Raw genomic sequence first — 19373 nt, forward strand, 5'->3', positions numbered from 1 at the left:
AGTCGTTCTAGTGCATTAACTCATGAGTTGAAGTACACTAAAGCGCAGCTATTTTGCAGTAAGAAGAGGCGTTAAAAAACGCGCATAGCCTAAGCTCTGTAAGTTTTTTACAACGAAGTCTTACTGTAAAAGAGCAAGCTAGAGTGTGGTGAAACTTATGAGTTAATGCACTAGTTTTAAGGAGTTTTGCCACCTGCGGTGGCGGGAGTTCGTAGGCTGTTAAAATTAGATTGTTTCGTACTGACGCTTATTCAATGCGGCCTCTGGGTACTCTTCACCACCGAAGGTGGTTCATACTCCGTGAAACTCCGTGTGTACTCTGCGAAACTCTGCGGTAAAAAAATTGAGCATAAAGGCAACTGTTAATAACTCAAGAAGCATTATAGCACTGGATATGATTTTATTGCGCAAATTAATTTTGGGCATCGATACAAAGTTTGCGAACAATCGCTCTTGGCGCTTTGTCGATGCAGCTTATGTTTTTTCAAACCCTACTAAGCCCTGGCAGGTTAGCTTTCCAGAATCTTCTTCAATCGCATCCTGGAGACCTACAGCGTCAAGCAACTTTGTAGCCATCAAAATCGGTGACATCAACGCTAGCGCCAAAGTTACAACTTCCGAGTAGGAGAAGCGCACCACGAAAAAGGGAGATACTGGCGCACCAGCATCTCCCTTTTTTATCTTCCAAAAGAAAAAATTACTTCTTCTTCTTCGGTGCAATCATTACAATCATCCGGCGACCTTCCAACTTGGGCAGGGATTCAGGTGATCCGAACTCTTCCAGTTCTTTCAAAAACTTCAGCAACAACAATTCCCCCCGATCCTTAAACACGATGGTCCGGCCCCGGAAGTTAACGTAAGCTTTTACTTTGGCGTTTTCTTCGAGGAAGGTTTTGGCGTGGCGTACTTTGAATTCAAAGTCGTGATCATCCGTATTGGGCCCAAAACGGATTTCTTTGATCACCGTTTTAGCCGCTTTGGCTTTGATTTCCTTCTCTTTCTTCTTCTTCTCGTACAGGAACTTGTTGTAGTCGATGATGCGGACTACGGGAGGGACTGCATTAGGTGAAATTTCTACCAGATCTAGTTCTGACTTTTCAGCCCATTGCAATGCATCGCGGGTGTTGTACACCTCCCCCGATTTAATTTCTGTTCCAACCAATTCACTGATTTGTTCCATGTTGTCACCTACCAAGCGAATTTGGGGTACCCGAATTTGATCATTGAGGCGGAACTGACCTTTGTCATCCTCACTGGGGTACCTTGAGTCTCTGCGATTGTTGCGGTTGCCACCACCACCGAAGGGAGGTCTGCTCCCACCACCGGGACGATTGCCGCCAAATTGATTCTTTGCCAAATGAAATTTATTTTGTTAAAAAAATGAATGCCCAGAAAGGCAATTTAGTTCCACAAACATAAAAAAAATAGAGACGCATAGTAATACGTCTCTATGGATTGAAACAAAAATACGAATATTTTTTTATTCTTGAGAACCTGAATTCAATTTTGGCATATCTGGATTGGGATCTTCTGCTTCAGTACCCAGCACAGTTGTAGCCAAGACAACCCGCAAGTTGTCTTTTTCATCGGTCAAAATGGCCTCCAAGAGGGAACCTTCCTGTGGTTGGTCATTCAAAATGAACTCTGCAAGGGGATCTTCCAGGTACTTTTGAATGGCGCGATTCAAGGGGCGGGCACCAAATTGGGGGTCAAAACCTTTTTCTGCGACAAAACTCTTTGCTTCATCGCTGATGACCAGTTTGAAGTTCATGGTCGCCAAACGGCGGTGTAAATCCTTTAAGGTAATGTCGATGATCTTGTAGATTTCTTCTTTACCCAGGCTGTTGAACACCACTACATCGTCGATCCGGTTGAGGAATTCGGGCGAAAAGGTACGTTTCAGCGCGTTTTGAATAACCGCCTTAGTGGTATCTTCTGCTGCTTCCTGCCGTGATTTGGTAGCAAATCCCACGCCCTGACCGAAGTCTTTCAACTGACGAACCCCAATGTTGGAGGTCATGATGATCAAGGTGTTTTTGAAGTCGACTCTACGACCCAAACCATCCGTCAATTGACCATCATCCAGCACTTGGAGCAGGATGTTGTACACATCGGGGTGGGCTTTTTCAATTTCGTCGAGCAAAACTACAGAGTAAGGCTTGCGTCGTACTTTTTCCGTCAACTGACCACCTTCTTCATAACCAACGTATCCTGGAGGCGCACCAATGAGGCGGCTGACCGAGAATTTTTCCATGTATTCACTCATGTCGATGCGGATCAGGGCATCTTCCGAGTCGAAGAGGTAACGCGCCAGGGCTTTGACCAACTCCGTTTTACCTACGCCGGTTGGGCCCAGAAAAATGAAAGAGCCAATGGGTTTGGTGGGGTCTTTCAAACCTACCCGGTTGCGCTGGATGGCTTTAGTAATCTTTTTCAGTGCTTCATCCTGGCCGATGATGGTTCCTTGCATGTCTTTCTCCATGCTCACCAGTTTCCGGTTTTCACTTTGAGCCACCCGCATTACCGGGATATTGGTCATCATGGATACGACTTCAGCAATGTCTTCTTCGCCGACCGGGTAACGTTTGGTTTTGGAGTCTTCCTCCCACTGAACTTTTGCAAACTCCAGTTGGCGTACCAGTTTGGATTCCCGATCGCGCAAATCGGCAGCTCTTTCGTACTGCTGATTTTTGACGGCCTGGTTTTTCTGTTCTTTCAGCTCTTCGATTTGTTTTTCCAAATCTTCGATGTGCTTGGGAACGTGGATGTTTTTCAAGTGAACACGGGCTCCCACTTCGTCCAATACGTCGATGGCCTTGTCGGGCAAGAAGCGGTCGGTGATGTATCGGTCGCTCAAGCGTACACAAGCTTTGATCGCATCATCGTCGTAAATCACGTTGTGGAACTCCTCGTATTTGGACTTGATGTTGTGCAGGATGTGGATCGCTTCTTCCGCAGAAGGTGGATCTACCATTACTTTTTGGAAGCGACGATCCAGGGCACCATCTTTTTCGATGTGCTGACGGTATTCATCCAGCGTGGAGGCACCAATACATTGCAATTCACCACGCGCCAGGGCGGGTTTGAAAATATTGGAAGCATCCAGGGAGCCGGTTGCGCCACCTGCACCAACGATGGTATGGATTTCGTCGATGAACAAAATGACATCGCGCGATTTTTCCAATTCATTCATAATGGCTTTCATGCGCTCTTCAAACTGGCCGCGGTACTTGGTACCAGCTACCAAAGCAGCTAGGTCAAGCATCACGATGCGTTTGTTGAAGAGGGTACGGGATACCTTGCGCTGCATGATGCGCAGGGCTAGCCCTTCCACGATAGCCGTTTTACCCACCCCAGGCTCTCCAATCAGAATGGGGTTGTTCTTTTTGCGGCGGCTAAGGATTTGGGATACCCGTTCGATTTCATTTTCCCGGCCGATGATGGGGTCTAATTTGCCCTCTTCGGCGAGCTTGGTAATGTCGCGGCCAAAGTTGTCCAACACGGGAGTGCGGGATTTGGCGCTACCTTTACGTTGCTGGAAACCACCCTGACGGTCGTCGTCATAAGGGTCGTCACTATCTTGCGGTGCCTGATTATAAGGCGGCTCTATGCTGGAGAAATCTTGCTCCTGCTTGACGTACTCGAGCTCAGCTTTGTAAATTTCGTAGTCCACGTCGAATTGGTTGAGAATTTTGGAAGCTGGATTCTCCTTGTGCTTCAAGATGGAGAGGACCAGATGTTCTGGGCTGATCTCTTCACTTTTGAGCATTTTGGCTTCCAAAAAGGTGACTTTGAGTACTTTTTCAGCCTGTTTGTTCAATGGTAAGGTACCTACGCTCAAGCTGGTGTTGCTGGCAGGAATCTTTTGCACTGAATCTTCCAGGGTTTGTTTTAATTCAGCGAAGTCTACATCCAAGGATTCCAGGACGCGAACTGCCAAACTGTCTTTTTCGGATACAATCCCCAAAAGAAGATGCTCTGTACCGATAAAGTCATGACCTAAGCGGAAAGCTTCTTCCCGGCTTTTTTTAATGACTTCCTTTACCTTAGGTGAAAATCTTCGGTTATTCATAGTGTAGAGAAATTCTAAAGTGCTGACAGAACTACCAATTTTGCTGCAAGAATCGAGCCATCTTTTGACGCTGTCTGGTGTAGAAAGTCATCGCGGATCGTTCGTTTAATTCATTTGAGCAATAATAAGCTTTCTGTTCAAAGTGTCCAAATCAAAAATCTGGCAAAATTTAACCCTATTTGGGCTAAAAAACAAGTTCTCTTTTGGACAAAATGTGAAATTCAAAAACATTAACGTTGTAGTGGGGCAAAAACAAGTGCTCATTTTTCTTGAGCCTAAGGATTAGACAAGACACTTGAAATAAAGCGTTTACTCATCTAATCCTTTCGCAAAATGAGCACTTGTTTTTTTCGTCCTATAGCTAACAGCAAAGGAGGGAATCTGGTTTAAAGACTTGTAGTGAGCAAGCGAAACTTTTATTTATGGCCCTCCTGTTGGATAAATTCCAAATAACGGCTGATGCTTTCGCAGGTAATGCTTATATTTGCCGGGAAAATAGATCAACTACCCTTAGCACATGAAATATTCAGTTGATAAACAAGACCGTTATACGGTTTTTCAGTTGGAGGAGGAAAACTTGAATTCAGTTGTTGCTCCAGACTTGAAGTCAGAGATTGTTATCCTGCACAATGAAGGTGTAAATAATTTAATTTTTGACCTCTCCAAAGTCAAATATGTCGATTCTTCAGGTTTAAGTGCCATTCTGACAGCCGACCGATTGTGGAAAAGCAACGGTAGCTTCGTTTTGACAGGTATCGACCAAGTAGCAGTGAAAAAATTATTCGAGATTTCTCGCTTGGATAGCGTTTTGTCCATGGCTCCTACCAAACAAGAAGCGGTAGAATTCGTCTTCATGGAAGAGTTGCAGCGGGAATTGGAAGCAGAAGGAGACGGGGACGAGGAAGAATAACTTTAAGGTTCCAAGGTTCCACAGTTCCAAGGTTAACCGAACCCTGGAACTGTGGAACCTTGAAGTTAGCTTAAGCGCTCCAGGTCCCGAATCAAAATACTTCTGCGATTGAAGTAAATGAGGTTGGATTTGCGCAATTCATTCAATACCGAGGTAACCGTTTGTCGGGAGGTTCCGGTGTAATTGGCTATATCCTGCTGGGTCATGCTGTGTTTGATCAGCAATTCAAACCCGATTTTTTTCCCTTGGTGTTCTGCCGAGTCTTTCAAAAAATCAATAATCCTTTCGCGGGCATCTTTAAACATCAGGGCTTCCAAACGAGCTTCGGTACGCCGCAAGCGGCTGCCCAGCCAATCTACAATGTCCATCGACAATGCGGTGTGTTTGCGAATCAACTTGCGAAAAGCTTCATTGGGAATGCGCAACATTTGCACATCATCCTGCATTGTAAACGCGTTTTCCTGGCGTTCTTTTTCGCCCACCAGGCCCAAGTCTCCGAATAGGGTAACCGGGCCCAACATTTCTTTAATGATCTCTCGGCCATCGTCAGAAAAAGAACAAACCTTCACCGAACCGCGCAACAATAAAAACAAATGGCTGGATACCTCCCCTTTGTGGTAAATGGGGCTGTTGCGTTGAATTTGCTCTGACTGGCAGAGCATCGCCAACTCAGTCAGGTCAGAAAGAGGAAGCGATCCCAAAAAAGGAATTTGCCTTAAAAAAGCCAGTGCTGATGTTTCCCGAGTCGTTGTCATTGGCTTGAATTGGTTTTATTGCTAGCTAAATATTACTTGAGCCAAAATCCTAGAGCAGTGTTAAGGCTATAAAGTAAATAATGCAAGCAAATAAATTGTTCACTTTTCCAAAGCACTGAATGCCAGACTACGGAACTTCGAAGGTATACGCCGTTTTTTTGATGCCAAATAAACTTAAGCAAGCGCCTAAATATGACGCAAAAAATTACTTCCCGATTTTTTTTGAGGCTTTTGAATAGGAAGCTCACTTGAAATGAACCGTTCGACTTCCTATTCAAAACCCAAATCGGGAAGTTAGTTTTTCTGCGTTACTAGAATTCTACCCGATAACTCAGAATAGGAATGATTCCTAACTGTTTTTTCTCCAAAATCTGCTTTTGCAGGTGATCGTAGTAGAAAAAACCGGCGTTTTCTTGGTTGCTGGCATTCTGGATATCCAGGGCAAAAGTGTTGTTTCGACCTGCGGTATTCCACTTGAAATACAAACGGGTATCCAAACGGAAATAAGTACTGCTCTTTACAGAAAATGCAGGATCAACCTGTTCATTGCCATCCAGGCTAGTGTAGAGCGGTACAGTGATGCCTTCGCTTTGGGAGAGGCTAGCATCGATGGGGGTTTGGCGCAAATTGCCCATCACGACTACCCGACCATTCAATCCCCATAGTTTGACCTTACCCGGTTTGCGTTCTTTGCGCCATTCCTTACCTGCAGTGGTGTTGAATACATAGCGGCCATTGAAATGGCTGTCACGCCAATCGTTGTTGCCAAAAGTTTGTAGATAAGCACTGCTGTTGTTGCGGTATTCGGATTGGTAAATGGAGCTGTTGGCCAGTAGGTAAAATCCTTTTTCCAGATAACGGCGCAAGTTGAGCTCTAGGCCATAATTCCGGGCTTCGCCATCCGCGTTGATGGTTTCGGGATTGTTGAAGTCGCTAAGTAAAACGGGAACCCGCTCATTGCTAAAATTGCTAGACAAGAGCTGGAAAGAGTAGGGGAGTACTGCTACATTTTTTTGTTTTTGATAGTAGGCTTGTACTTCTACACTCGTGGATGGGCTGGTTTGAATTTGAAACCCGATGCTACTTTGCTGACTTTGGACCAAGGCAGTTGGTAGTTGTTCGCCACCGTAAATCGGCAGGATCGGTTTTTGGCTAAATTCACCAAAGGATAAAGTCAGTTTTTTATTGGCATCCAGGCGGTAAGCGAAGTTTAAGCGTGGCTCAAGATTGTTAATTTGACCACCCTCCAGGGCAACAACATTGATCAATTTAATGTAATGTAACCCAAGCTCTAACTCCAGGTTGCCAAAGTCCAATTTGGTAGAGGTATATGGTTGGATCAAATCTCCTCCATTGTAAATTACCCCTGCCTTGAAAGTTTGCCGTGGATTCGGTTTGATGTACCAGTAGGAATGCAAACTACGACGTGATTGCCCGATTTGGTCCGCCAAAGTAGGCCCTGCTCCGCTGAAATAAGTCGAAAGTCGGGCACTTTTATAGCTGGAATAAGCAAACGCAGTATGCCACATGCCTTTTTTACCCGTAGGCAAGCGGAAAGTACCACCCAAAACCTGGGTCGAAGATTCAAAATCGATATCCTGCCGATCTTTGTCAAATTCCCAGGTGGTAGAATCGCGATCCCCGGTAAATACATTAGAGCTATTGCCCGCCATGCCGAACAAAGTAAATTTCCCACCTTTGGCAAAAGGAAAAACCAGATTTACGGCCAAGTCTTTAAAACCAATGGTTTCACCCCCTACATCTACCCCCAAATCACTCAACAAACCGAGCGTAGAATAACGGGCATTGACCAGATAAGAAGCGCCCCCAGCTTTCCCAATGGGGCCTTCCGCAGCAACATCCAAGCCCAATAAACTAGCTTGTAAAGTATATTCCTGTTGTTCATTGTTTCCTGTGCGCAAACGCATATCAAAAATCCCCCCCAGCGCATTGCCATAACCAGCCGCATAATCTCCGGACAAAAACGCCGAGTTGCCCAACATTTGAGTACTCAACATGTTGACTCCACCCCCGGTAAAAGTGGGCAAGTCACTTTGTGAACCCGCATTGGGGGTATGGTTGGGGTTGAGAATGTCTACGCCTTCCAAACGCCAGAGGTTGGCATTGGGCGTATTGCCGCGTACCGACAAAAAATTGGCTTGATCATTGGTGTTGACGACTCCAGGGAAAGCACTGGCAGTACGCGCCGGATCAAAAAATACCCCAGGGAAACGCAAGGTCGTTTCATTGCTGATGCTGCGTACAGACGGGTTGAGTGATTCTATTTCCAGCGGTGCAGCGGTGATGTTGAGCTCGCTCAAGGTCGTATAGGCGATATTGAGGGGCAATTGCAAGACCGTTTCACGACCTGCTTCCAGCAGCACCTCCGGTACCACCAAGGTATCATAACCCACAAAAGAAACCCGCAAACGGTACCTACCTACCGGAAGGTTTTCAAAGCGAAATTTTCCATTTTCATCCGTACTCGTTCCCGAGGTACTTCCTTCCAAAAGCACGGTTGCTCCCGATAGTGCTTTTTGCGCCACTGCATCAAATACCTGACCTCGTAGCGTTTGCTGAGGGTTTTGAGCATGTGCTACACCGAAATTAAGTACAATACAGGTGAAAAAAAATAAATTTTTGATGGTAGTATTGCTTCTCATCTAGCTCCTGATTTTGGCGAAGAACATCTCCGCGGGCCAAATATACAGGACTACAACGAAAAAAACAGGGGATGCTTAAAGTGTATTAAATAAAGGAAATATGCATGTGTCGATTTGAGGGCATCAAAAAAACATACAATTGTTAATTTTGCTGAAATATCAGAAAAAAAAAGTAGGATACCTTGCTTTTTTGGAAAATCTTGCTAAATTTGAGCGTCTCGTCATGATGGAGTTTTTGATCACTTACCTATAAACAGCTGTGAGAGCACTGAGCCAAATTTCCCCCGGCTCCATACCAAGTGGTAATCTTGCTTTTTTTACAAAAATGTGAACCTGTGTTTGTGTGCTCAAAGGCCTGCTTCAGCTAGCAAGTTGAATGGAATCGGCATGTCGATTGTACACAACCGAAAAAAATTACTTAGGGTATTTGTTTCATCTATTCATTAAGAATTATTTTCTATGAATGAAACTAAAATGCTGGAGGTTTATTTGAGTGCCTCTGAACTTTTGCAAGCCGCAGCGGTATGGTTGGCTTCAGATGGACGAATTCTGGGTGTAAACACTTTGTTTTCCAAAGAACTGGGCTATTCTCAAGAGGCATTAAAGGGAAAATCCATTTTCCAAATTAATCCACACATCAACCTGATGGATTGGAAAAAAATTTGGAAATCGTTGGAGGCTACTGGCTCCTCCGATATCGAATCGGATCACATCACCGCTGATGGAAAGCTTTACCCCATCAAAATGACCGCAGTAATGGTGGACATTGGTGAGGAAAAAGTTTGTATCGGGATCGTCAAAAACCTGCTGGAACTCACCCGCTACAAAGACATGTTGGAATTGGTGACCAGCATGACGAAAATTGGTTCCTATGAATTGGATTTGGTGGCGGATGAGCTCATTACCACTAAGGAATTTTACCGAGTATTGGAAATGGATGAGGCTACTCAACCATTGTCCCGAGAATGCTTTCGAGCCTTGATAAAAGCCCAAATCAGCCCGGATGAGCTCTCTAATCTGGATGAAATCACCGATACTGCGATCAGAGATGGTGTCCCTGTCGAAACGGAATTTGCCGTCATTGGTAAAAATGGCATAGACAAGCATCTTAGATTTTATGTATACCCGCTTACAAAAGAGGGAGTTACCTACAAAATATACGGCGCCATTCAAGACATTACCCAGCAAAAAGCCACCGCCCAGCCTCTTGAATTGACGAAATATTTGATTGACAATGCTTCCGAAATGATTTATTGGGTAAAGGAGGATGGACGGATTCGGTACTCCAACCAGGCATTCTTCTCTCGAATGGGCTACACTGAAGAAGAGATCACCCAATTGCACATTGTTGATTTGGTTCCAGATGTGCTGGAAATTGGTTGGGACAATGTATTTGCGCTCATAAAAGAAAACAAAACTTTGGTCTTAGAGCGCAATAAGCAATGCAAGGACGGATCTTTGTTTCCAGCTCAGGTTTTTGCCAATTTTGTGGAGTTCCACGGAGATGCTTTTATTTGTAAATATGTACGGGATTTAAGCGAGATTAGGCAAGCAGAGTCGGAATTGCGCCGTGCTTTTGATGAAATCTCAGCATTGAAAGGGCGGCTGGAGTTGGAAAACAGCTATTTGCAAAGTGAAATAGAGGTTGAGTACAATTTTAATAATATTGTCACGACTAGTGAATCCTATAAGTCTGTTTTACAGCAGGTTCATAAAGTAGCCAATACGGATGCCACGGTTTTGATCACCGGAGAAACGGGAACAGGCAAAGAATTGCTGGCTCGAGCTATCCATAGCAATAGCAATCGCGGCAAAAGGCAAATGATCAAAGTAAACTGTGCAGCTTTGCCAGAGAATTTGATTGAAAGTGAATTGTTCGGGCACGAAAAAGGTGCATTTACTGGAGCAATACAGAGAAAGCCAGGGCGATTTGAGCTGGCTCACCGCAGCACCATTTTTTTGGATGAAATTGGGGAGATGCCTTTGGAATTACAAACGAAACTACTTCGGGTGCTCCAGGAAGGAGAGTTTGAACGAGTGGGTGGCTCCGAAACCTTACATTGCGACGTACGGGTCATTGCTGCGACCAACCGGAATCTGGAGCAGATGGTTCAAGAAGGAAAATTCAGGCAGGACCTTTACTACCGGATTAGTGTTTTTCCCATCCACAATATTCCCCTGCGGGAAAGAAAAGAAGACATCGCCTTGTTGATTCGGCATTTCGTGAAAAAGTTCTCCATCAAAACGGGTAAAAACATCGATAAAATACCACGCAGGGCATTCGAAATCCTGGAAGAATACTCCTTTCCAGGTAATATTCGGGAACTAGAAAACATCATTGAGCGTTCGGTGATCCTTAGTCATCAGGATGTATTGAATTTTGATGCCATTCCTTTTAAGGCCAAAGAAAAGATACATCTCGAAGGTAACGGCAATGGTCATTTCAAATCGCTGGAGGAAATCCAACGCGAACACATCCTGAATGCGCTCAAAAAAACTCAGGGCCGGGTTAGTGGTCCCGCAGGAGCTGCTCGATTGTTGGGTTTGAACGATAAAACCTTGTTTTCAAAAATGGCAAAACTGGGGATTCACGAATAAGCAACGCAGAAAAATTAACTTCCCGATTTTGGGTTTTGAATAGGAAGTCGAACGGTTCATTTCAAGTGAGCTTCCTATTCAAAAGCCTCAAAAAAAATCGGGAAGTAATTTTTTGCGTCATACAGAATAAAATTTCCTTCATGTAATCATTTTCTCGTATTTAGGAAAAAGCAACACTTAGTCAGTGTTGCTTTTTTTGTTGTAATGGTTTGATTTTCAGATAAATAAAAATAAAAAAGAATTTGGCACGCGGATTGCAATAGATAGAGTAGCACTATTTTTTCGATGGTGCCATAAGAATCAAATAATCACTTTCCTAGGTATTGGAGACATTACTTAGATTACCTTGTTGTGTAATCATACAAGATAATCAGTGTTTCTAATCTCGAAATCACATTTTCACAACCCTCAATAGAGGCACTACCAATTGTTGCGATGGCTGTGGGAGCTGTGCACAATACCTGTTGGAAAGAGATGATGTTTGATGCAAAATCTAAAAAAATGGGTATAAAATGTACAGATACCGCTAGCCGCCTTGATGTAAAAACGGTGGGAGCCAACAGAACTGTAATACTGTATTGTTATTGACACTGAACACTCGCCATGGACATCCATGAGCAAAGATTATGCCAAAAGAGGGCATTTCAGAACACTATGTAATTGCACGCAACTCCACCACGTATTTTTTAGGTACGTGGTGGAAGTTCTTTCCATTACTAGGTTCAATCTAATTTGACAATTCATGTTCTAACCGATAATCTGTAAAAAGACGCATTTTAGTTTATTTATAAGGTTCACATTTTCTTATGAGGTTGTCTAGTAGGTCTTTGACAGCCTCTTTTTTTTATTCTAAAATAAACTTGTACGTACAAGTTGAGTTTTGTAACTTTGTCTTACGAACAATCCAATCGTATGGAAAGCAGTACACAATATCAACTTTTATACCATCGACTCAAAAAAGAAATCCTAGCAGATGTATACCCAATTGGAAGCATTTTGCCATCGGAGAATGACCTTTGTTTTGCTGCAAACCTTTCAAGATCAACGGTTAGACAAGCTTTAAGTCAATTGGAAACCGAAGGTTACATCACCAAGCTGAAAGGCAAAGGCAGCATTGTCAAATCTAAAAGCCGATCCTTAAATTTACTTTCCTTTCATGGTTTTTCCGCAATGGTCGACAAAACGAAAATGTCGACCTTGTCCGTACAAGAGCCGATGTTTATGCCATGGCCGGAAGAATTTCCTTTTGAACTTAGCGAGCTTGAAAAAGGGGCGGGCTGTATCCATTTTGCCAGGGTACGTGCTGTAGAAAGACGCCCGGTGATGTATGAACTTACTTTTGTGCCCAATCTCAATTTGCCCCGTTTTGTACGTCAATTTAAACTGAATCAATCCTTTTTTGAATTCCTAGCAAAAGAATACCAACTTGAAATCACGGGCATGGAACAACAAATCTGGGCTGTTGCAGCCAATTCCTTGCACACCCAACATTTGCAAGTTGAATCCAACACTCCCTTGCTAAAAATCAATCGAAAATACCACAGCAACCGCAGCCACCTCAATTTGTACAGCACCCTTTATTGCAATACCGAAAAGTATGCACTAGGCAATACGAGTGGTATTTTAAATCAGTCCATATGACCAGCAAACCCATTCCCGTACCCCAAATTCGTGGACATTACACGGGAGGCCACGAATGGATTCCTGCCGGGGAATCCAACCTTGAAGTATATTCTCCACTGGATGGCACCCGCTTGGGAGGGGTACCTATCGCTATTCCTTCAACCATCGATGAGGTGGTAAAAAATGCCAATACCGCTTTCAAAACCTGGTCAACGACACCCTTAAAAGACAGAGTGCAAGTCCTTTTTCGCTTTAAAACCTTGCTCGAAAAGCATCATGCTGAATTGGCAGATTTGATTCAGGTCGAAAACGGCAAAACCTGGACAGAGGCCAAAGCGGAAATAGATAAGGGCATTGAAGTATTGGAGTTTGCCTGTTCTTTACCCCAAATTTGGGATCAGGGCCTACTGGAAGTCAGCACCGGGGTAAGTTGTCAATACGAACGCTACCCGCTTGGGGTGGTTTTGTCCATTGTACCCTTCAACTTCCCGGCCATGGTGCCCATGTGGACAATTCCGATCGCCATTGGTTGTGGCAACACGTTTATCCTCAAACCTTCGGAGTTGGTTCCCTTGACTGCCGTCCGCCTGGCCGAATTGTTTAACGAAGCTGGCCTGCCTCCCGGCGTATTTAACGTGGTACATGGCACCCGAGAAACCACGGAATACCTCATCGATCATCCAGGCATCACTGCCCTGAGTTTTGTAGGCTCCACCAAAGTGGCACGTATGGTCTATCAACGCGCCGCAAATCTGGGCAAAAGAGCACTAACCTTAGGTGGCGCAAAAAACCACCTGGTAGTAGTACCCGACGCCGACCCCGAAATCACCGCTAAAAATGTGGTCGCATCGGCAATGGGCTGCGCTGGCCAACGCTGCATGGCGGCTAGTGTCCTTATTTTGGTAGGTGACACCGGAACCATCCTGGATCAAATTGTTGAAGAGGCCAAAAAAATCAAGGTTGGGGAGGACTTAGGTGCGGTGATCAGCGCTGCGGCCAAAGAGCGGATTGAAGGCTACATCAATCGTGCCGAAGGTGCCGGGTATACCATTTTGCTAGATGGCCGAGGCGCTTCTGTAAAGGGTAAAGAAGCTGGCACCTACGTAGGGCCAACCTTGATTGAAGGAGTTCTCCCCGGTGATGAGTGCGCCTGCGATGAAATTTTCGGCCCGGTACTCTCCATCATCCACACCCAAACCCTGGATGAAGCCATTGCCATCGAAAACAGCAATCCCTATGGCAACGCCGCTTCCATTTACACCAGCTCCGGCGCAGTAGCCCGCTATTTCAGCGAAAGAGCCAATGCTGGCATGGTAGGAATCAACATCGGAGTCCCGGTTCCCCGCGAACCCTTTTCTTTCGGGGGCTGGAACGACTCCAAATTTGGCCACGGCGACATCACCGGCATGGACGGCGTCCGCTTTTGGACCAAGCTCAAAAAAATCACCACCAAATGGACAGCCTCCGCATCCCAAAACTGGATGAGCTAGATAGTGTTTGGGTGTGAGGTGTGATAGTGTGAGTGTGTTGGCCTTCCACCGCCTGAAAGTTACCGCCAACCCACAAGAAAGGGTGTGAGTGTGAAGTGTGATAGTGTGAGTGTGTTGTCGCCAGTGCGCAAAACCTTACTTAAGCTTAAACAAAAAATCCTGCGTTACCCGCCAACCCACGGAGTTATCCGTGGGAGGCCACCCATAGACTCAACCCACGGATTTATCCGTGGGATGTATATCCGTGGGCGATATATCTGTGAGAGATATATCCGTGGGCGATATATCTGTGAGAGGTATATCTTGGGAGACATACAAACATCATGAAAGCAGCCATCTACCACGGCAAAGAAGACCTCCGCGTCGAAAACATCGCCGACCCCAGCCTAGCCGAAGGCGAAATCCTCCTCGCCATCGAGGCATGCAGCGTCTGTGGCACGGACCTGCGCACCTACCGCAATGGCGATAAAAAAATCACTCCGCCTCGGGTCCTAGGCCACGAGTTTTGTGGCAAAGTCATCGAATCCCGCAACCCCAGCGCCAATGTCCAGGTCGGCGACCGAGTAGTCATGTACATTGTACTCTCTTGTGGCGAGTGCAAATATTGCCGTGCCGGGCGCGAAAACCTCTGCATCAGCCGCACCACCATGTCCTACCACTACGATGGTGCCTTTGCACCTTATGTGAAGGTTCCGGCTCGGGCAGTGCAGCGGGGTAGCCTCTTTAAAGTCACCACAGACCAAAGCTCCCAACAGATGAGTCTAGCGGAACCATTGGGTTGTGTGACCAATGCCCACACCCACCTGGGCATTGGTTTACAAGATCGGGTAGCCGTTATTGGTGCTGGCCCGATTGGTGCCATGCACGCTGTGTTGGCTCGCCTCCAGGGTGCCCAATCGGTGCATCTATTCGACATCAATCAGAAGCGCCTGGATATGATGACCCGTTTTGACATAGACGGTACCATCCTGAGTGATCAGGAAGGCTCTCATCTTGCTGAGGCATTGGAACTTACCGCAGGAGAAGGTTTTGACGTGGTCATTGTCGCCGTCAGTAGTGCCTTGGCCCAGGCTGATGCTTTGGAAATTGCGGGCAAGGGCGCTCGGGTGGAATTTTTTGGCGGCTTACCCAAATCCAATCCTACTGCGCTGTTGAACACCAACCACCTGCACTACAAAGAATTGATGGTTAGTGGTTCTTACTCTGAAAAAATCAGTGATTTCCGCACAGCTTATCACTTGATCCAAAGTGGTCGTTTTCCCGCTGATCGCTTCATCACGCACGAACTGCCCCTAGACCGTATTCACGAAGCCTTCACCATGATGGAATCCGGTGAAGCCCTCAAAGTATGCATCAACCCTCAATTGTAATCCCATGAACCAAACTACGATCGATTCCTTAGTAGGTAAAGAATGGGGGCTTTTCATCGATGGCCAGGTTGTATCTGCTTCCAACGATGAATTGGATGCTGTTTATTCCCCTGCCAATGGCAAGTTGATTGCCCAGGTCGCTGTCGCCAGCCCCGGTGATGTGAATACAGCTGTACAAAGCGCTAAACTCGCTTTTAAAAGCTGGTCAGCACTGCCTGCTCAGGAACGGGAAAAAATCATGCGTCAGGCAAGTGCCTATGTGCGCACCCAGGCGGATCGCATTGGTGCCTTGATGGCTTTGGAGCAAGGCAAACCCTTTGCCCAAAGTCGTAGTGAAGTCCTCTCTTCTTGTGATCTTTTGGACTATTATGCTGCTGAAGCAGTACGTGTAGAAGGTTACGTCAACCCTACCGAAAAAAACAGCTTATATTCCTGGGTAACCTATCAACCCGTCGGGGTATGTGGCCTGATTACGCCTTGGAACTACCCGGTCAGTTTACTTAGTTGGAAATTGGGGCCTGCCCTGGCTACGGGCTGTACGGTTGTGGTGAAACCAACGGAAGTAACTCCACTATCGCCTTGGGCTTTTTGTCAGGCTTTGACGGAGGGTGGAATCCCGGCTGGCGTCATCAACGTCATCGCGGGTGCTGGGCAGGTAGGTGCTGTTTTGATAGACCATCCCGACGTGGCCAAAATTGCCATGACTGGCTCGACTGAAACCGGGAAAAAGATCATGCAGGTTGCGGCCAGGCAACTCAAAAAAGTCTCTCTGGAATTGGGCGGCCACTGCCCAGCCATTGTTTGTGCAGATGCCGATTTAAATCTTGCTGCGGAAGTGATTTCCTACAAGGGCTTTCGCAACATGGGGCAGTCTTGTAGTAGCGTCAATCGGGTGTATGCCCATCAATCCATCCACGATGAATTATTGGAAAAAATTTGTGCCAAAGCCCGGCAGTTCAGCATTGGTGATGGCATCAGCGAACCCAACTGCGACCTTGGCCCGATGACTACTGCTGCAACGCTCGAAAAAGTGGAACGGCATGTTGCTGACGCCCTGGCTAAAGGGGCAGTATTGCACGAAGGTGGGAAACCCCCTGAAGGAGAACAATATCAAAAGGGCCATTATTACTTGCCCACTGTGCTCAGCAAGGTTAGCCCTAAAATGTTGTTGATGCAGGAAGAAACTTTTGGGCCAGTGGTACCTCTAGATACCTTTGATACCCTGGACGTAGCCATCCAAAAAGCCAACGACAGCGCCTACGGCCTTTGCGCCTACCTGTTTACCCGGGATTTTGCCACTACGATGAAAATGAGTCAAGCCCTTGAATCCGGCACAGTCTGCGTCAACAATGGTGCCGTCAATACGCCATATGCCCCTTACGAAGGTTGGAAAGATAGCGGCTTTGGCTCTGAGCTTTCCCGTAAGGCCATTTTTGAGTACCTGAAAACCAAACACGTTAAAGTAGCTTTTTAAAAGGCTGTGAACCCAAAAAACAGAACCATGCTCCTTTCTCCTACCCAATCCCGGCAATTGCTCAACCATGCTTTTGAACACAATTACGCCATCCTAGCCATCAACGCCGATAGCCACGCAGCAGTGACCGACTGCCTGGAAGCCGCCCGCCTGGCCGATGCGCCAGTGATTATCGAAACCAGCCTTTGGCAAATCAAGGGGCACAGTTACGGTTTTGGTGATCCAATCCTGGGCGTAGCCCGCTATTTGGCCGATTTGATGGTCTTGGCCAACAGTGAACGGTATCAACACATCCCGGTGATTTACCATACCGACCACATCAAAGGGCCGGAGACGATTGGGATACTTCAGGCCGCCATTCAAGGCATCGAAGTAGGCCTGCATGGTCAAAGTTTGAAACTCTGTGCTTCGACCATTTCCCTGGATGCTTCGGATATGAGCGAGGAGCAGAACATTCGATACATGTTGCAATTGTGCCAACTCGCTGAGGAAGCAGGGGTGGATGTGACCCTAGAAATGGAATCGGCAGTAGATGATCGAATCACACCCGCTGATGAAACAGAGCGATTGATCGGTGCGGTAGAGGCAAAATATCCCGGCAAAATTGTCCTGTGGGCACCGGGCGTAGGCACTCAACACGGCTTTACTTCGGATGATGGGTATGCAGGTTTTCAAACCAAAACCATCGAGACCAATGTGCGTTTATTGCAACAACTGACTGGCCGGAACATTGGCATCGCCCTGCATGGATCTACCGGACTGTCTGCCGAAAAATTGAGCGCCGCGGCCAAATGTGGGGTGACCAAAGTGAACTGGTCCTCGGAGTCTTTGTTCCTGCGTTCAATGGCCGCGAAGCAATATTACCTGGAAAATGCGGATAAACTAGAACGTAAACACCCGGACTGGAAAAATACGGTGATGGACAATGGGGTGAGTGGGTTTGTGTCGGAGCGTTATGTACCGAAGGTGGTGGAGCGGATTCAAATATTAGGTGCTCAGGGTAAGGCCAGTTTCCTTAAGTTTTAATTAAAACATCCGTTTCCGTTTCATTATTTTCGTTATAGGGCGAAATACATGAAAAATCACTACCATGAAAAAGTCCAATTAACAAAAATAAGGTGGAGAAACTCAACAGTCGGGAATCAAACTCAAGATCATGGATAAAGCCTAACGCTGCGAAAACAATGTTTAGACAGATCCAGCCCAATAAACCCCAAAGTACCTTCGGGCGGACTAAGTAAAAGATTACCAGGATGCTATATGTGAGTTTGTCAAGCAGGATAAAATTTGTCAACTCTTTTTTTGCTGGATTAGTTACCAAGTAGACTATGGCTAAAATTTGGAAAACCACCATGAGACCTCGGATAATTTTTACATCGTTCGCACTCTCTTCATTGTGGTAAAGAAAGACTTGATACTTGTCTTCATCATCTCTTTTTTTGAGGAAAATCACCATAAAAGTAAAAATCACAACCTCTACAAAAGGTATCTGTAGCAGCCAATAGCCCCATGAAGGTCGCTCGCCTCTTTCAAATAAAAACTCCATTAAAAAACGACGATAATACCACAAGGCAGCAATTAACGCAGTCATTGCAGAAATAAGGTATAGGAAATATACAAGTTGGAGATTGAGTTTGCCCAAAGCATCATTTGCAAATCGGGTAGGATTGAAAATTTCAGTTATGGTACTGTTTACGCCCAGAATACAGGAATAAATGCTGAGGCGCAAGAAAATAAACAAAAAAGCAGCCCCCAATCGGGAGTAGGGCATAGTTAGGTCGACAACTGATGGATTAAACCTGCTTTTTTGAGCAAATAGAAGCGAAATCTCGGCAAGAAAAACGTAATAAACCATGGGTGCAATCAAACCAGACAACTTAAATTCATCACCCAGCGGCTCCAAATAATTTTCCCCACCTAATTCATTGTAAAAAAGGCTGATAAAAAAATTAAAATCCTGGCTGAATAATTTATTCGCCATCTCCAAGGGGGAATCTAAAAAAATGGGAACAATCATCAGTATCCAAATCCACAGTCGTTTTGGGCCAAATGCTAAAAAACCAAAGACAAAAAAAGGTGCTAAAGTGATGGGCAAGTGAAGCAGGAAAAAAGGTAGCCTGATATTTATAAGCGTAAAAAACAATACAAAAAACAGATTAACTGAAATGGCAATTAAAGCTTCTTTTCTTTTGTTAAAAACGAATCCAACGAAAAGAAAGGCTAACCAATCAGGAAAAGCTTTAGCCAGCCTAAGAATTAAACCTTGAATGGTTGATAGCTCCAGGATGGAGCCACTTTTACTCAGTATGTTTTGAAAATAACTATCCCACAATAAAAGAGGAATAACTGCTAAAACCATGAAAGGTAAGAAACGTAGGTATTTAGTCCGCATAAACTAATTTGTTAAAAGCAATTGAT

General features: G+C 45.5%; 12 protein-coding genes. 7 read left to right on the forward strand and 5 right to left on the reverse strand.

The annotated features are described in order from the left end of the window. Positions 1-697: 697 nt before the first annotated feature. Complete coding sequence (gene infC / locus ACEW9O_RS19155) at positions 698-1357, reverse strand: translation initiation factor IF-3 (RefSeq protein ID WP_373551803.1); 660 nt, start codon at positions 1355-1357, stop codon at positions 698-700. Positions 1358-1480: 123 nt separating this feature from the next. Next, entirely contained in the window at positions 1481-4072 is a 2592-nt protein-coding gene (locus ACEW9O_RS19160; protein WP_373551804.1) for an ATP-dependent Clp protease ATP-binding subunit, read from the reverse strand. 517 nt (positions 4073-4589) lie between these two features. On the opposite strand from ACEW9O_RS19160, the gene ACEW9O_RS19165 reads away from it, so the two are divergent. Then, positions 4590-4982, forward strand: a complete 393-nt coding sequence (locus ACEW9O_RS19165; protein WP_373551805.1) for an STAS domain-containing protein — start codon at positions 4590-4592, stop codon at positions 4980-4982. Between the two features lie 65 nt (positions 4983-5047). On the opposite strand, the gene ACEW9O_RS19170 is transcribed toward ACEW9O_RS19165, so the two are convergent. Next, positions 5048-5737, reverse strand: coding sequence for a Crp/Fnr family transcriptional regulator (locus ACEW9O_RS19170; protein WP_373551806.1), 690 nt, complete (start codon positions 5735-5737; stop codon positions 5048-5050). A gap of 311 nt (positions 5738-6048) precedes the next feature. After that, positions 6049-8400, reverse strand: coding sequence for a carboxypeptidase-like regulatory domain-containing protein (locus ACEW9O_RS19175; RefSeq protein WP_373551807.1), 2352 nt, complete (start codon positions 8398-8400; stop codon positions 6049-6051). Positions 8401-8859: 459 nt separating this feature from the next. Between ACEW9O_RS19175 and ACEW9O_RS19180 the strand changes: the two genes are divergently transcribed. The 6 genes from ACEW9O_RS19180 (at position 8860) to ACEW9O_RS19205 (ending at position 17981) form a co-directional block, all read left to right on the forward strand. Further along, positions 8860-10998, forward strand: a complete 2139-nt coding sequence (locus tag ACEW9O_RS19180; RefSeq protein WP_373551808.1) for a sigma 54-interacting transcriptional regulator — start codon at positions 8860-8862, stop codon at positions 10996-10998. Between the two features lie 912 nt (positions 10999-11910). Further along, positions 11911-12639: a GntR family transcriptional regulator gene (locus ACEW9O_RS19185; RefSeq protein WP_373551809.1), complete on the forward strand. Its 729-nt coding sequence runs from the start codon at positions 11911-11913 to the stop codon at positions 12637-12639. Beyond that, positions 12636-14111: a CoA-acylating methylmalonate-semialdehyde dehydrogenase gene (locus tag ACEW9O_RS19190; protein ID WP_373551810.1), complete on the forward strand. Its 1476-nt coding sequence runs from the start codon at positions 12636-12638 to the stop codon at positions 14109-14111. Before ACEW9O_RS19185 ends, ACEW9O_RS19190 begins: the two co-directional genes overlap by 4 nt. Before the next feature lie 323 nt (positions 14112-14434). Beyond that, complete coding sequence (locus tag ACEW9O_RS19195) at positions 14435-15481, forward strand: alcohol dehydrogenase catalytic domain-containing protein (RefSeq protein WP_373551811.1); 1047 nt, start codon at positions 14435-14437, stop codon at positions 15479-15481. Between the two features lie 4 nt (positions 15482-15485). Then, positions 15486-16955, forward strand: a complete 1470-nt coding sequence (locus tag ACEW9O_RS19200) for an aldehyde dehydrogenase (RefSeq protein ID WP_373551812.1) — start codon at positions 15486-15488, stop codon at positions 16953-16955. A gap of 27 nt (positions 16956-16982) precedes the next feature. Further along, entirely contained in the window at positions 16983-17981 is a 999-nt protein-coding gene (locus tag ACEW9O_RS19205; protein ID WP_373551813.1) for a class II fructose-bisphosphate aldolase, read from the forward strand. On the opposite strand, the gene ACEW9O_RS19210 is transcribed toward ACEW9O_RS19205, so the two are convergent. Then, entirely contained in the window at positions 17971-19347 is a 1377-nt protein-coding gene (locus tag ACEW9O_RS19210; RefSeq protein WP_373551814.1) for a hypothetical protein, read from the reverse strand. The genes ACEW9O_RS19205 and ACEW9O_RS19210 overlap by 11 nt on opposite strands. Positions 19348-19373 lie beyond the last annotated feature (26 nt).

It is taken from the genome of Haliscomenobacter sp., from assembly GCF_041740695.1.
Lineage (GTDB): Bacteria > Bacteroidota > Bacteroidia > Chitinophagales > Saprospiraceae > Haliscomenobacter.